Here is a 14589-nt window from a genome sequence, read left to right as displayed (position 1 = left end):
GGTATTGGCCTATTGCCAGTGCTTGAGGTAGTTGGTGCAAAAGACACCACTCGCTTCATCGATGGCATCGAGGTTGTCAATCAAAAAACTAGTCAGGTTCTCCAAGGCACAGTTGATCTTGGCCCAATCTTGGATCGGATAAAATCAGGTGGAAATGTATTACACAGCCGACCACTACAAAATCTTCATTCTGATAAAAAATTGAGGCCTGTCGAAAATGTTGCCATTCACGTTTGTGGACATCCCGCCTTCATATGACGCGGCCGAGGTTTTTTATGTGCGGATTGATCCCTCCATTGGAATTGGAGAGGAATTGATAAGAGCGCTGTATTATCTGCTTTGGTTGCCGGGGTATTTTGGATTTAACTGGGATGCCTTGTATTATTGCTTAAGAGATCTTAGCTGGATTCCATGCCACAAAATCGTCCTTGTACATGTGACTCTTCCTGAGTTGCCAAGAGAGGAACTACGGGTATACCTTGAGATTTTACGTGACGCGGTCCTTGATTGGGTCGGAGACGAAGGACACGAGATGGAAGTAGTCTTCAGGGAAATTGATAGGCTTACGGTCGAGGAACTGCTAGAAAAATAGATTAAGCCGTTGGTGCAAAAGGCGTAGGCGCTCCGCTGGAAACATCCGACCCGAATGCTGTAAGTGGCAGTCGAGCCGGTGCAGAAGGCCTTGGTTTGCTGCAGGCTCGAATCGAAGGTGATCAATTTGTTATTACCGATGGTCGTTCGATCCCTCTGTCGGAATGCAAAATTTAGTTTGCTTGAGCAGTACTTACCCTAAACACCGGCCTAGCTTCGGTGTTTTTTTTATCTGCTGTAGCGTTTCTTCCTAGCTGCTTGCTTGGTGGTTACTGCTTGTTCCCATAATCCGCGACGCCTGGTACTTGAGAATCATGCCGTTGAGCGCTCTCTGACACGACCGAGAGCGGCCCTGCCAGCGACGCGCTGAGCATGAGCGCGCTCATGGCTCAGGTGCAACGTGCACAGGATTGGAGCGCCGGCGGCAAGTACGGTCTGGTGTGGCAAGCCGTATCCGGGGCGGCCGGCGCAAACGTGACGGGTTCGATTAGCGCATTCGTGCAGTCGGCCGCGGTGAACTACCTTCAGGGCCTGGGGGCAGGCCAAGTAAAGCAGATCGCCGATAGCCTAGGCCGGGATCCGCAATCGGAAGCTGCGCGTGCGGCGTTGCACGGCATCGTGGGACGCGCGGGTGCTGCAGGCCAAGGCGCAGCCTGCGCCTCGGGCGCCTTGGGCGCGAGTGCTGGCAGCCTCCTGAACAGCCTGATGGGATCGCCCGAGGGCTTAACCCCCGAGCAAGTCGAAGCGCGACGCAATCTAGTCACGAGTCTGGTGGCAGGCATAGCGAGTGCTGCAGGAGCGGATGCGGCAACGGCGAGTACGGCGGCGGGGCTGGAAACGTCGCAGAACTGCGGGCAGCTCGCAATCCCTGCGGTTAGCGCGGCGGCGGCCAAGTGTGCAACGACGCCGAGCTGCCAGCGGGCGGTCACGTATGTGTCGGACAAGACCGTCTACGTTGCCGTGCAGATGAAGGATGGCGCCATTTATGTCGGAACGGCGGCCCTGGTGGGCATTGCCGCTGCGTCTGATGCCGTTGGGAACTGGGTGTCCGAATTCGTGGGCGACACAGTGGAGCGCGAGACGGCGCTGCCGGGTAAGCCTGGTGAGGTGGTGAGGGTGGATGCGCCGCCGCCGCTGCCTTCCGAGAAGGAGACGTTTGGTTCGGAGATTCCGGTTTGGCCGGGCGAGGCGATTGGGCCGATTGCAGTGCCGGGGCAGGAGAATAATGGGCCCTTGGGTGAGACTACGACGACTACGCCGTTGCCGGAGGAGCAGGGGGCGGGGCTGGTATTTAAGGAGGATGGCTCGGCAACGAATGGTGCCCCGTCAGGCTTTCCGATAGGACTGACCCCGGACGATGCTCAGTCGGCCCTTGCAGATATAAGAGGGGATGGCGGACACGCTATTCGGCACCTGGAGGGGGGTGTGATTCCAAATACGGGTTCTCTAGAATCAAGAGTAAAGTCACTCAAAGATATTGCAATTCCGGTTTTGCAGGAGCCAACGCACGTTGCAGATTGGCGTATTGGAGCGACGGAAGGGCGAGCACTTGTGGGGTCGGCAGAGGGCCGGAATATCGTGAGAGTCGTAGCTAAGGGCGGGCCAATGAAGGGAAAAATTATCTCTTCATTTGTCTCGGATAAAAATAAGCTTGATATAATTTTATCCCGTTAAGCGGAGGTGATTATGGAATGGCGGAAGGCGCTTTCGACCGAAGGGCGGGGCGAGATTCGAATTCTCTGTTATGGCGTTTTTCCGAGTTCCGATATGGAGGGGGCGATCGCACATTTGCGAGAAGTCAGGGATTGGAGAGCTGACGTGTATGAGCTTCGCGATGAGGCATGGGTATATGGCGCAGCGTTGCAAGAGTATGTTCTGACCGACTCTCAGGAAGTAGGCTCAGCGATTTATGGGCTTTTAGAAAACGCTGTTTCTTACCCGTCCTGCAAAGTAGCGATTTGCATGTATGACGGAATGTTTGCGGGAATTGAGTCACTGTTTTCCAATTCCCTTGCTTCCCAAATTTATGCATTCAGTTTTTCACCGGGTTCTTTTGTATTGGCTCTTGATGACGACGTTATCAGCTCTCAGGGATGGTTAGAGATAATTAGCGATGCAAAAAAAAGATTGAATTTCTGTTTTCCCCGTTAAGGATTCATACTGCGTTGAGCCGATTTCTCGATCAGTCTTATCAAGTGCGTGGCTTTGGCCTGGGTGATGGATAATATTGGAGCATGTAGTGGATTCGCAAGCGGTTATAAAATACCTCTATATGACTCAGGATCGTCTGCCGAGCGTGCTCACGGTTGGAGAAGTGTTGGTGATGCGTTAGCTTGTTCGTCAAATTCGTGAGGAAGCTCTTCGCCCCCGAATTAAGATGTCCGGCTGCGCACAATTAAGGTGCCAGACTACATTTCCGAGAAATGTAGTCTGGACTAACCCGGATTTTCTGGACGGTTTGGTTAAGGCGCTGCGGCCTCGACCTGAGCAGGCGTTCGATAGCCTGGCCCCTGATGGATTCGCTGGTGGTTGTAGAAGATCTCGATGTAGTTGAGGATCGCCAGCCGTGCGTGCTCCCTGCTATGGAAGACGTCGTGGTGCGTTAATTCGTTCTTGAGGTTGCTAAAGAAGCTCTATGCCACGGCATTATCGTGGGGATCGCCCTTGGCGCTCACGCTGATAGTAATGCCGTTGGCTGTCAGCATTGCACGATACTCGGCTGAACTGTATTGGGCGGCCCGATCGCTGTGATGCATCAGCCCCGGTTGCGGCTTTCGCCTGGCCACGGCCATCAACAGTGCCTGGATAACTAGACTTCGGTCCCGCAAGCGCGCGTCAACCTGATAAGCAGCATCGTTGCTGGCATTGCCGCATGGATTGATCCGTGGGCTGCCGTGCCCGCGGAGATCGCGGCGCGTATAGAGGTGGAGAACAACAGCCGCTATAAGGATCGCGAAAAGGTTGCGCGCATGAAGGCGGAGGTAACAGCGAAAGCGATCGCCACGTGCGCCGATGACAATAGCTGCTTGCAAGCGGAGTTTGATCGAGCCGATAAGATGGCGGCTGCGTATGACGTGGCGCTAACGCTGAGTCAGTATGCGTAACTGAGCAAGGAAAAGGCCGACACACTTGCGCAAGCCGTGCTCGACTTGACTCCGGGGGTGTCAAACGCTAGCGCGTTGTATGAGCTGTTGACGGGTAAGACGGTGACCGGGGGAAGAGGCAAATCGCTTCTTCGCAGGTATTGGCCTGTTGCCAGTGCTTGGTGGCATTATGAAGAAGGGCGAACAAGCGGTACATGTGTTTGCCGAGGCAGACAAGGCAGTTAATGCCGCGAAGGTGGGGGGCAAGGTTGAGGTAGGAGGTGCAAAAGGTAGTGCGTTCGCTGGGAGAAACATTGATGATTTGTCGAATGCAGGAAAACTACTTGATCCGGCCGATAAATCAGGACAACTTTCATTAGCTGGTCGAGCACTCCAAAAACACGGTAGTCGTGAAGGCAGTGCGTTTCCTAGCGTTAAAGGAAGCCCTTCTGAAATCAACGTCCAAGGTAAAAAATAGCTGACGAGATCTTGAGCAATGCTGCGACCACCGTAACCTATAAAGACACCGGTAGATTTGGGAAGGTCATGGATGTGATTGCCCCCGATGGCCGCGGGCTTCGCTACGATTCGAATGAAAAATTTATTGGTTTATCGGAGCGGCCGAAGCCATGAATATTTTATCTACTGTGATAACAAGCCCCCCAGATCGGGAGAATTGTGTATTCGAGATTTGAGCGGGGGAGAGTCAGTTGGCTGAGGTATCACATGAGCCAGGAAGACCAATTGAAATAGAAATTTATCCCCCTGTTGAGGGAGGCAAATGGAATTTCAAACTTGAGGACCTTATGACGGCTTTGCATCAAGCGACTATGACTTTAGCTTCTCACGAATAAGTTGGTGCAAAAGCGACTGTAAATGTGAAGTCGGCTAGTTTTGCTGATGAGGCAAAGCTGATTGGTCACTTTGAAAAACACAGTGCTGAATTTGGGGTAAAGTCGTCTATCGAATATTTGCAGGCGGGCAAGGATATTATGCAAGGCAGGGATACGGTTCAGTATCTGTACAAGGGCGAAATGCGAACTGCGTACGTGCAGTTCATGGGTAAACCGTCCCGTGGAGATCCGAAGTATGGATTTGTAGGCACTAATTCTGATGGTGCCATCACTACAATTTATGTGGAAAGTGGTAAGGGTTTTTGGAAGATGTTGAATGGTGACCCTAAATATAAAACTATAAGGCCTGTACCATGATTTATTCAGTGCTTGTTGATGGCATCAATCCTGAAATAGAAGAGGAAGTCTCGATTGTTGTATGTGGTCAGCGGCTTACCTGCTTTGCAAGCTATCTTCCCTATCAGCTTGAGATAGGGCGAGTGTATCGGGCAGAGTTGTTGCCGATGGTTTTTGGCGAGTATATTGTTCAAGAGAATTCTTATGTCACACCCTCAGTCCTTAGAGAAGGTCCAGGCTATTCATACAGAATTATCGGCGAGTTGAGGGGCGGTTGTTTGTGCTGTAGTGAGTTGACCTTCTGTGATGAGATTTTTTTGGCGGATTTTGGTTTCCTTGAGGGGAAGCTGATTTCATGGCGGGTCGATAGGTTAGACATTTCGTTTGTCTGAGTTTCCTTTGGTGCAACAGAGGTGCCCGCTGTTTAAAGGGCGTGCTCAAGAGAAGCACTTTGCAGGTCATAATTCGTACACGCCAGGCCGTAGTGTTTTGAGCAGTGACCCCCGCAAGCTTGCCGAAGTGCTGGAACTGGACAGCAGGCCGGTAATATTCCAGTTGGCATGCCGGGCTCGAAAGAATGGGTGAATTTTGGTGGGCCTATAGGGACGTATATAGATGGAGCAGCGTCGGTGGCAACGTGATCATCGACGCGGGCCGCGATGTCGGCGTGTTCGCCGGCGAGGTGCTGGCGCAGGATGGCGATATCTCGATCGCAGCCGCAACGTCGCCATTGTTGCTGGCGTGGGCGAAGCCCGTCAGCACGAGTATCACGAGCTCAAGCAATCCGGTCTCACGATTGGTATAGCCGGAGGCATGCTGGGCGCGGCGCAACAGATGCACGGCACGCTCGAGCAAGCCGGTGAAGCCAAGAGCGGCCGCCTGGCGGCCGTCAAGGTCGGGCAGGCCGCGTATCAGGCAGTGCAGGCCGATCGCATGATGGACGCGGCAAAGGGTTCGCAGGCAACTGAGGCACAAAAGGAAGCCGCAAGCGCCCAAATTCAGATCAGCCTGAGTTCCAGCAAATCCGTCAGCGAGACTAAGCGCACGCAAGAAACCGCGTTTGGGTCGTCCATCATGGCGGGGGGAACGTATCCATTGTGGCGCTGGGCGAGAAGGGGGGCGCCGGGTCCGGCAACCTGTCGATTGTCGGAAGCGACGTCACTGGCAAGAACGTCCTGCTGGCAGCGACGAATGATCTCTATCTTCTGAGCCAGGCAAAAACCTCAACAGAAACCTCGACCAACAAAAATAGCGGCTGGAATGTCGGCGTGGGCATTGGCGTGTCCGATAGCGGCAGCGGAGGCGGCATCAATGTCTTCGCCAGCGGTTACGCGGGCAAAGGCAATGCCAACGGCAATGGCACGACGTACCAGGAAACGCAGGTCAGCGCCCGCGACAACCTGACGCTGATCTCGGGCCGGGACACCGTGATGATGGGCGCGCAAGCGCGCGCTGACAGCATTCGTGCCGACATTGGCCGCAACCTGACCATCGCCAGCCAGCAGGACACGGACCGCTACAACGCCAAGCAAAGCCAGGTGAATGCAGGCGGCAGCTTCAACTTTGGTTCCATGAGCGGCAATGCTTATGTCGGCGCCAGCATCGGCAAGACCAAGTCGAACTACGACAGCGTCATCGAACAATCTGGGCTGTACGCAGGGTCGGGTGGATTTGACATCTACGTCGGCAAGCACACGCAACTGGATGGGGCGGTGATCGCCAGCGACGCGGAAGCGGCGAGGAACAAACTGTCGGCGGAGACGTTCGGCTTTACCGATCTGCAGAACAAGGCCGCCTACAAGTCCACGACCGTCGGTCTGAACCTCGGCATGTCGGGTGCGTTCGACGTCGCAAATAAGGGCGGTGCGAATGGGCTCGGTCCCTCGGGATTGAGCTTTGGTCATACCAACGGCAGCGATTCCTGCACGGCCTACGCCGCCATCGCGCCGGGCACGATTGAGGTGCGCTCGGACAAGGAAACCGGCCGCGACAGCACGGCGGGCCTAAGCCGCGACACCGCAGGCGCGAATGGCAGCATCGGGCAGATCTTCGACAAGGATAAGGTCCGCGAGCAACTGGAGTTCCAACAGGCGTTTGGTCAGGGCTGCTGCTATCGACTATGGTGTGAAGGCGGTAGGTGATGTTGCCCCACTCGCTTCGTCGATTTTCAATGTAATTGGTGATTACTTAAAATTGAAATATGCAAATTAATATTTTTATGCGATTTGTCAAAAAAATAGAAACGATATTTATCCGTGAAGGAAATTTCCGCCCCTTGTTCCGAGCTTTTTTTGTGATCGTTGGCGGTGGGGTGGTTTTTCTCGATCTAGACCTTTGGCGGACGGGATGGTTATATATAGTCGGTTTTGTGGTTGGGGGTGTCGGTGGTTATGCTGCTAGGGCACACCAATTGGGTATCCGTCCATTTGAGCCTTCTCCATATCCTCGTGGATGGTTGAGTAGGAGAAAGCGAGACGATGAAGAAGAAACGTGTGAGTCAGATGGATCGAAGTGAAACATGATGTTCTGGAATCCAGATTGAGCGCCAGCCTGTATTGCACGCTGATAAACGGAACAAAGATATTTTCGATACATTCCACTTCGGTTCCCACTAAGAAGCGAAAAGGTGATATAGCAGCAGCGGCGGAAAAAGCCGGATTGAAGTCTTTAACTGTTCAAGCGATGGGTGACGTAACGGGATTGCCAAAAAAATATAATTGGGTGCCGGGAATGCGGTGGATTAAGGAAGTGCCATGAGTATGGTTTTTGGAGGTTATATTGTTGACTCTAATGGCGGTCGTCATCAGCTAGAAGTTTTCGTGGATCCTGAAGAATTTGTTATTCGGGATGTGTTGAGTTCCATCAGTGAACGCTCCGGCGTTATCACAATGCGGCGTCAGTTGGAATGTGAAGGTCAGCCCTATGAGTTGGTATTGTATGTTGAGAGTGGAAATTTCTTACTGATGCTTAGCGAATATGATGGAGATGGTGAGCATGGCGTGAGAACTTTAACTGATCTCAACTCGAAAAACGAACTCGTCAGTATTTTAGGTGAGATGTATCCTGCTAGGGCGGTCACGCGTGATGTAGAACTTGTTTGTACTGTTTTTATAGAATTCGCTCGTGCAGGAAATGTGTCCGCAGAGATCATGGCGTAAGCTCCACCCAATGTCGTCTGACTAGTTGGTGCAAAAGAAACCGCAGCAATATCTGGTGAAGCAGCGAGTGTTAACGCCCAAGCTGCTTTGAGGGCAAAGCTCTCAGGCTTGCAGAAAGCACAGGAGAACGCGGCTATTACCAAAACACTTCATGATGGACGAATTCGGTATTACACACAGGAAGTCCCTGCTCGAGCTGAAGGTGTTACTCGTGGTGCTTCGTTTGCCACGGAGTACAATCCTACGACTGGCTCCACTAGGCAGTGGATGGAAAACTATGATCATTCAGGAAATGTCATACGGGTTCACCCTAAAAGCGTTAATGGACAGCCAGTTAGTGCGCAGCACTATCCTCCTACAGGCGCAGAGCTGGAGAGCTGGAAATAATGTACTCACAAGCTGATCTTGCTATGGATCTAGAAAGAACACTGGCTAGAGGTTTCGACGTCTTTAGAATTTCTAAAGTGGCGTTTGAAATCTATCAAGACCATGGCTTAGAAATTACTGCCCCCATGGATCGAGCACTCCTCACATTGATGGCAATGGAGGAGGGCGAGGAGTTTGCTTTAACTGAGTCAGAGTTTTTGGCTCTGATTTCAGAGATTAAAGCTATGTAGATGGTGCAAAAGCAACTGGTGACGCTGCCGGAAAGGTAGACGAGTTTATCCCCCCCAGGAATGGATCGCCCATTCCGTCCTATTAAATCAAGGTATCAGACTACATTTTCGAGAAATGTAGTCTGGACTCGCCCGGATTTTCCGGACAGTTTGATTAAGACGCTGCGGCCTCGACCTGAGCAGGCGTGACCTGCTCCCCGTGATTAGTACGAAATCGATGTAGAGTCCGTTCCCCACACAATTAAGGTGTCAGACGCTGAGGTTTCGCCGCGAATTTATTGGCATCCTCCAGCGGGTTCAGCAGTTTCCAACGGTGTTTGCAGGAGCCCCCGCACCGACGTTTCAGTCAGGAGCAGTACCCGCTCGGCATAGACCATGGCCCCTGGCGTAAGCAATGAGATGGTCGGCAGGCCTTTCCGATTGTTGGGTTCATAGGCCGGCCTCAGCTCCCGGCTTTCGGCCAGCCTGCGCACGCGCCGCAGCACGAACGTCGCTGGCGCGCGGATCAACAGCAAGATCTGCAGCCGTGCAGCGCCCGCCGTTTGACGGTCAAAGCGGGCAGATCGCCGATAGCCCAGGCAAGAATTCGCAAACGCGGAGCAGCGCATGCGGCATTGCCCGGCATCTGGTTATCGGTAACGGGCGACGAGCTGCGTGGCGACGCCGTCCGCGTCGCCCCGGCTGGATTGCAAAACCCCATATCCGTCCCCTATTTGACCCAAATCAATCCTCTATATAACTAGGAGTGATAAGTTAATAACAACAAAAAGTAACCGCCCCGGAGTCCTCCGCAATGCCCCCTTCACCCGTCCCTCCAGAACCCCCTCTCCCCAGTAAACGTGGCTTCCTGAAAGGGCTTCTCGGCCTAAGCGCCGCCGCCACCGTCATTCCCATCCACGCACAAGCCACCGGCCTGAACGGCCAACCTCCGCGTCGTCCCGGCATCGCGGGCAAGCGCTACGGCATGGTCGTCGATATGCGCAAATGCATCGGCTGCCAATCCTGTACGGTCAGCTGTTCCATGGAAAACCTGCCACCTATCGGGCAATTCCGCACCACCGTTCTGCAATACGAAGTCACCCCCGACGATGGCAGCGCCGCCGCCATGGTCATGCTGCCGCGCCTGTGCAACCACTGCGACAACCCGCCCTGTGTCCCCGTCTGTCCCGTGCAAGCCACCTTCCAGCGTGAAGACGGCATCGTGCTGGTCGACAACGAACGCTGCGTCGGCTGCGCCTACTGCGTGCAAGCCTGCCCTTACGACGCCCGCTTCATCAACCACGAGACGCAAACGGCCGACAAGTGCACGTTCTGCGAACACCGCCTGGAGGCCGGCTTGCTGCCCGCTTGCGTGGAAAGCTGCGTGGGCGGTGCGCGTGTCATCGGCGACATGAACGACCCTGATAGCGCCATTTCCCGACTGCTGGTCGAACACAAAGCCGACATCAAAGTCTTGAAGCCGGAAATGAAGACTGACCCCCACGTCTATTACATCGGCCTGCCCGACGCATTCGTGCACCAGGTAGACGGCCAGGCCGGCGTGCGCCTGGCTGGCGGACATTGAGCCAACACAAGGGGACTTTCATGCAGATCTCGGAATTGCTTACGCCAGTCTATGACGCCGCCTGGCTGCCGTGGGCCGTGCAGTACTTCTTTCTTATCGGCATCAGCGCCACTACCGCGCTGACCGCCGCCTTCGCCGCGTTTGGCTCCCCAGGTTCGCCCGCGCGCCGCTTACTTCCAGCGGCGGCGACGGTGCTGGTGGTCACCGCCGTCACCGCGCCCGTGTCACTGCTGGCCGACCTGCACCAGCCTGGCCGGTTCTGGCACTTCTACACGCAAGCCACGCCGTGGTCGTGGATGTGGTTGGGCGCCTTGCTGCTGCCTGTGTTCGCGGGGCTGGCCGTGCTGTTCTGCGCCGCGTGGTGGTGGGGCCGCATCGGCTGGATGCGCGTGCTGGGCGTGGCCCTGGCGTTGTCCGCCGTCTCGATCCTGGTCTATACGGGTGCCGAAGTCATGGTGCTGCGTTCGCGGCCGCTGTGGCACACGGTGTTTTTGCCCGTGAACTTCGCGTTGACGGCATGGTTGGGCGCGCTGGGCGCCATGTTCCTGGTGGGCCGGTGGCTGCCGGGCGGCATGAAGGCCTTGCCGGTGGGCATGCTGCGCCAACTGAGTCTTGCCGCCGTCGTGCTGATGACGCTGGGTGCTGGCGCTTGGGCTCTGCTGGGCACCCTGGGCGTGGATCCCTCGTTCGATGCCGCCTTGCGGCTGTTCGCGGACTTCCCCATCTGGCGCATCAGCCTGGCGGGCGCGGTTATCACTGCCTTTTGCATGATCGCGCTGCTGCAGCGTCCGGCACGCGCGCTGGCTGCACCGTTGCCCTCCGCTGCGCTGGCGCTGACCATGCTGGCCGCCGCGTGGATCTTCCGCTGGGTGGTGTTCATGAGCGTGCAGGGCGTTCCCAAGTACGGCGCCGGCCTGTATCTGTACGAGATGCCTTGGGGCAGCGACGGCCTGCTGGGCATGGTCGGGGTGCTGGGCCTGTGCGTGGCGCTGGTCACTGCCACGGCTTGGGCCCTGGAACGGTTCCCGGCGCGCGCGCGCGGCATGGCGGCCTGAGCCGCCGCAAGACGAATGCACATGGAAGACAAAGCAATGGACAAGCAACACGAAGACGACAAGCCTGGCGCCGCGCGCCTGCCTGATACGCCTGATGCGGCCAATGTGGCCAATGTGGCCAATGCGGCCAATGCGGCCGGCGATGCCGTGGCCGACGCCGCGCGGCGCAAGTTGATGGTGCGAGGCGGCCTGGTCGCTGGCGGCATGGCGGCGTTTGCGGCCGGCTATGGCGAAACCGTCGCCCGCGCCGTGAAAGGCCTGGCGCACGGCACCGCCGGCGTCGCCACCGCGCATGCCGTGCGCGGCAATTCGCTGACTGCGGAATTTCGCATCGACCCGTTGACGGGCGCGCTGGCTGCCCAACCAGGCCAGACGGTCAGCCCGTCCAGCTGCCTGGGCTGTTGGACCCAATGCGGCGTGCGCCTGCGCGTGGACACCAAAGAAAACCGCATCCTGCGCGTGGCGGGCAACCCGTACCATCCGCTAGCGACTACGCGCCCCGCCGCGATGGAAACCCCGGTGCGCGAGGTCTATGCGCAACTGGGGGGCGAAAACGGCCTGGAAGGCCGCGCCACGTCGTGCGCTCGCGGCTCGGCCATGCTTGAGCAGATGAACAGCCCGTTCCGCGTGCTGCACCCCATGAAGCGGGTCGGCGGGCGGGGCGAGGGCAAGTGGCAGAGCATCTCGTTTGAACAGCTGGTGCAGGAAGTGTGCGAAGGCGGCGACCTGTTCGGCGAAGGCCATGTGGAAGGCTTGCGCGCCATTTTCGATCGCGACACATTGCTGGACCCCGACAATCCGGAGTACGGCGCAAAGGTCAACCAGTTCCTGTTCACCGACGCCTCCAACGAAGGCCGCACGCCGCTGATCCAGCGCTTTGCCGGGCAGTCGTTCGGCACGGTCAACTTCAGCAATCACGGCTCGTATTGCGGGCAGAGTTTCCGCGTGGGCGCGGGCGCCGCGTTGGGCGACTTGAAGGGCATGCCGCACGGCAAACCCGATTGGGACAATGCGCGCTTCGGCCTGTTCATCGGTGCCGCGCCGGCGCAAGCGGGCAACCCGTTCCAACGTCAGGCCCGGCAACTGGCCGAGGCGCGCGTGCGCCCCGAGGCGGACGGCTTTACGTATGTCGTGGTGTCGCCCGTACTGCCCGCCTCGTCCAGCCTGTCGGCGGGCTCGGGCAACGAATGGGTGCCTGTGAATCCCGCTAGCGACCTGGCATTGGCGATGGGGCTGATCCGCTGGATCCTCGACAACGAGCGCTTCGACGCCCGCATGTTGGCGCAGCCCGGCCCCAACGCCATGAAGGCGGCAGGTGAAGCGGCCTGGACCAACGCCACGCATCTGGTGGTGGCAGAACCTGGCCACCCGCGCCTGGGCACTTTCGTGCGCGGCGCGGACTTGGGCTGGCCGCGTCCGGCCGACGCAGACGAAAAATGGGAAGACGTCTACGTGGTCCGGCTGGAAGACGGCACGCTGGCGCCGCATACGGCTGCCTTGGCCGCCACCCTGTTCGTCGACGAGCGCATCGCGGTGCCCGGCATGGCGGGTAGTGCGGACGCCGTGCGTGTCTGCTCGTCGCTGGGCTTGTTGCGCGAAGAATCGCACCGCAAGACGCTGGACGATTACGCCGGCCTGTGCGGCGTGCCGGCCGACAAGATCGCTTCGCTGGCCAAGCGCTTCACCAGCTACGGCAAGCGTGCCGTGGCCGACGCCCATGGCGGCACGATGAGCGGTTCCGGGTTCTACACGGCCTATGCCATCGCCATGTTGAACACGCTGGTGGGCAACCTGAACGTGGACGGCGGACTGGTTCTGGATGCCGGCCCGTTCCCGCCTTACGGCCCTGGCCCGCGCTACAACATCGCGGGGTTTGCCAACCGCGCCACGCCGAAGGGCGTTGCCTTGTCGCGCAACCGCTTCCCTTACGAGAAGTCCAGCGAATTCAAGCGCAAGAAAGCGGCGGGGCAGCCGGCGTATCCGGCGTCCGCGCCGTGGTATCCGGCCACGGGCGGGCTCAGTTCCGAAATGCTGGCGTCCGCGTTGGCCGGGTATCCGTACCGCGCCAAGGTCTGGTTCAACCACATGAGCAACCCCATCTACGGCATCGCGGGCTTGAAGGGCGTGATCATCGACAAGATGAAAGACCCGCGCATCCTGCCGCTATCGGTGTCGATCAACGCGTTCATCAACGAGACCAATGCGCTGGCCGACTACATCGTGCCGGATACCGTCACCTACGAAAGCTGGGGCGTGTCCGCGCCCTGGGCTGATGTGGTCGCCAAGGCCTCTACCGTGCGTTGGCCCGCGGTGCAGCCGCGCGTGGCGCGCACGGCCACGAATGAACCGGTCTGCCTGGAGACTTTCTTGATCGCCTGCGCCAAGCGCCTGGGCATGCCGGGTTTTGGCGAAAACGCGATCTCGGATAAGGAAGGCGCCAAGTACGCGCTGGACACGCCTGAAGACTTTTTCCTGCGCGGCATGGCCAATATCGCGTTTGCGGCCGGTCGAGCGGTGCCCGAGGCCACCGATGACGACATGGCGCTGACCGGGGTCGAGCACTACCGGAGCCTGCTCCAGCAAAAACTGAAGCCCGGGGAATGGCGGCAGGTGGCCATGCTGATGAGCCGGGGCGGGCGCTTCGACAAGATGGAAGACGCCTGGGTGGACAAGGGCCAAAATCGGCATACGCGCCAAGCCTACGCCAAGCCCTTGCAGATTTGGAGCGAAGAACTGGCGGGATTCCGCCATGCCATGACGGGGGAGCGGTATAGCGGCTGTCCCACCTGGTATCCGGCCCGCTTGGCCGATGGCCGCGACATGCGCGCGGAATATCCGGCGCAGCAATGGCCCTTCTTGCTCAGCTCGTTCAAGTCGAACCTGATGAGCTCCATGTCCATCGGCGTGAACCGGCTGCGCCAGGTGCATCCGCATAACCCCGTGTCGATCAACCGGCAGGATGGTGAACGCCTGGGGTTGCGCAACGGCGATCCCGTGCGCATCGTGACGCCGGGTGGCGCGTTGACGGGGTCGGCCCTGTTGCGCGACGGCATCCAGCCGGGCGCGGTGGGTATCGAGCACGGCTACGGCCACACGGAACTGGGCGCGCGCGCCCACGTGGTAGATGGCAAGCCGATGCCGCACGATCCCGCGCTGGCGGCGGGCGTCAACCTGAACGACTTGGGTTTTGGCGACATTACGCGGGGTGAGCACGCCAACGTCTGGATCGATTGGGTGTCCGGCGCCGCGGTGCGCCAGGGCCTGCCGGCGCGCATCGAGCGCGCGTAGGCAGACGCGCGTAAGCAGACGCGCGTAGGCAGGTGTGGTGGCC

At 57.9% G+C, this 14589-nt stretch carries 17 protein-coding genes and 2 pseudogenes; 15 read left to right on the top strand and 4 right to left on the bottom strand.

Features of this window, described 5'->3' with window-relative positions:
• The 4 genes from ACI0FO_RS08190 to ACI0FO_RS08175 all read left to right on the top strand — a co-directional run.
• Positions 1 to 258, top strand: a 258-nt coding sequence (locus tag ACI0FO_RS08190; RefSeq protein WP_416025642.1) for a hypothetical protein, incomplete at its 5' end; no start/stop codon positions are given.
• The gene (locus tag ACI0FO_RS08185) at positions 218 to 592 is read left to right on the top strand and encodes a barstar family protein (RefSeq protein ID WP_416025640.1); all 375 of its coding nucleotides are present in this window, start codon (positions 218 to 220) and stop codon (positions 590 to 592) included. The genes ACI0FO_RS08190 and ACI0FO_RS08185, both read left to right, overlap by 41 nt.
• 371 nt (positions 593 to 963) lie before the next feature.
• Positions 964 to 2265 carry a hypothetical protein gene (locus ACI0FO_RS08180; protein ID WP_416025639.1) on the top strand — a complete coding sequence of 434 codons (1302 nt, stop codon included), beginning with the start codon at positions 964 to 966 and terminating at the stop codon, positions 2263 to 2265.
• 144 nt (positions 2266 to 2409) lie between these two features.
• Positions 2410 to 2742: a hypothetical protein gene (locus ACI0FO_RS08175; RefSeq protein ID WP_416025637.1), complete on the top strand. Its 333-nt coding sequence runs from the start codon at positions 2410 to 2412 to the stop codon at positions 2740 to 2742.
• A 40-nt stretch (positions 2743 to 2782) separates the two neighbouring features.
• Here the strand turns inward: ACI0FO_RS08175 and ACI0FO_RS08170 are convergent, their stop codons facing one another.
• The 3 genes and pseudogenes from ACI0FO_RS08170 to ACI0FO_RS08160 form a co-directional block, all read right to left on the bottom strand.
• Complete coding sequence (locus ACI0FO_RS08170; protein ID WP_416025635.1) at positions 2783 to 2986, bottom strand: IS3 family transposase; 204 nt, start codon at positions 2984 to 2986, stop codon at positions 2783 to 2785.
• Positions 2987 to 3053: 67 nt separating this feature from the next.
• A pseudogene (locus tag ACI0FO_RS08165) lies at positions 3054 to 3212 on the bottom strand (IS3 family transposase); the annotation flags it as partial.
• A 12-nt stretch (positions 3213 to 3224) separates the two neighbouring features.
• Positions 3225 to 3623, bottom strand: a complete 399-nt coding sequence (locus ACI0FO_RS08160) for a DDE-type integrase/transposase/recombinase (RefSeq protein WP_416025633.1) — start codon at positions 3621 to 3623, stop codon at positions 3225 to 3227.
• 241 nt (positions 3624 to 3864) lie between these two features.
• On the opposite strand from ACI0FO_RS08160, the gene ACI0FO_RS08155 reads away from it, so the two are divergent.
• The 4 genes from ACI0FO_RS08155 to ACI0FO_RS08140 all read left to right on the top strand — a co-directional run bounded on the left by ACI0FO_RS08155 (position 3865) and on the right by ACI0FO_RS08140 (position 5449).
• Positions 3865 to 4152 carry a hypothetical protein gene (locus ACI0FO_RS08155; protein ID WP_416025631.1) on the top strand — a complete coding sequence of 96 codons (288 nt, stop codon included), beginning with the start codon at positions 3865 to 3867 and terminating at the stop codon, positions 4150 to 4152.
• 400 nt (positions 4153 to 4552) lie between these two features.
• Positions 4553 to 4885, top strand: coding sequence for a hypothetical protein (locus ACI0FO_RS08150; protein WP_416025630.1), 333 nt, complete (start codon positions 4553 to 4555; stop codon positions 4883 to 4885).
• Positions 4882 to 5256, top strand: coding sequence for a hypothetical protein (locus ACI0FO_RS08145; protein WP_416025628.1), 375 nt, complete (start codon positions 4882 to 4884; stop codon positions 5254 to 5256). Before ACI0FO_RS08150 ends, ACI0FO_RS08145 begins: the two co-directional genes overlap by 4 nt.
• 10 nt (positions 5257 to 5266) lie before the next feature.
• Entirely contained in the window at positions 5267 to 5449 is a 183-nt protein-coding gene (locus ACI0FO_RS08140) for a polymorphic toxin type 50 domain-containing protein (protein WP_416025694.1), read from the top strand.
• Between the two features lie 12 nt (positions 5450 to 5461).
• On the opposite strand, the gene ACI0FO_RS08135 is transcribed toward ACI0FO_RS08140, so the two are convergent.
• On the bottom strand, positions 5462 to 5914 hold the full coding sequence (locus ACI0FO_RS08135; protein ID WP_416025626.1) for a hypothetical protein: 453 nt from the start codon (positions 5912 to 5914) through the stop codon (positions 5462 to 5464).
• Between the two features lie 38 nt (positions 5915 to 5952).
• Here ACI0FO_RS08135 and ACI0FO_RS08130 point away from each other — a divergent pair.
• From ACI0FO_RS08130 to ACI0FO_RS08100, 7 genes and pseudogenes are all read left to right on the top strand, one after another.
• A pseudogene (locus ACI0FO_RS08130) lies at positions 5953 to 7005 on the top strand (hemagglutinin repeat-containing protein); the annotation flags it as partial.
• A gap of 397 nt (positions 7006 to 7402) precedes the next feature.
• Positions 7403 to 7621 carry a cytidine deaminase-like fold-containing protein gene (locus ACI0FO_RS08125; protein ID WP_416025624.1) on the top strand — a complete coding sequence of 73 codons (219 nt, stop codon included), beginning with the start codon at positions 7403 to 7405 and terminating at the stop codon, positions 7619 to 7621.
• On the top strand, positions 7618 to 8022 hold the full coding sequence (locus tag ACI0FO_RS08120; RefSeq protein ID WP_416025622.1) for a DUF6911 family protein: 405 nt from the start codon (positions 7618 to 7620) through the stop codon (positions 8020 to 8022). Before ACI0FO_RS08125 ends, ACI0FO_RS08120 begins: the two co-directional genes overlap by 4 nt.
• Positions 8023 to 8408: 386 nt before the next feature.
• Positions 8409 to 8639 carry a hypothetical protein gene (locus ACI0FO_RS08115; RefSeq protein ID WP_416025620.1) on the top strand — a complete coding sequence of 77 codons (231 nt, stop codon included), beginning with the start codon at positions 8409 to 8411 and terminating at the stop codon, positions 8637 to 8639.
• 793 nt (positions 8640 to 9432) lie between these two features.
• Entirely contained in the window at positions 9433 to 10203 is a 771-nt protein-coding gene (dsrO, locus tag ACI0FO_RS08110) for a sulfate reduction electron transfer complex DsrMKJOP subunit DsrO (protein ID WP_416025619.1), read from the top strand.
• Between the two features lie 20 nt (positions 10204 to 10223).
• Positions 10224 to 11258, top strand: coding sequence for an NrfD/PsrC family molybdoenzyme membrane anchor subunit (nrfD, locus tag ACI0FO_RS08105; protein ID WP_416025618.1), 1035 nt, complete (start codon positions 10224 to 10226; stop codon positions 11256 to 11258).
• 174 nt (positions 11259 to 11432) lie between these two features.
• Positions 11433 to 14546: a tetrathionate reductase subunit A gene (locus tag ACI0FO_RS08100; RefSeq protein WP_416025692.1), complete on the top strand. Its 3114-nt coding sequence runs from the start codon at positions 11433 to 11435 to the stop codon at positions 14544 to 14546.
• Positions 14547 to 14589: the final 43 nt, after the last annotated feature.

This window comes from Achromobacter marplatensis (genome assembly GCF_049060505.1).
Classification (GTDB): Bacteria; Pseudomonadota; Gammaproteobacteria; order Burkholderiales; family Burkholderiaceae_B; genus Achromobacter; species Achromobacter marplatensis_A.
Note: the sequence above shows the minus strand (reverse complement) of the source record. Positions and strands in the feature narration are given on the sequence as shown.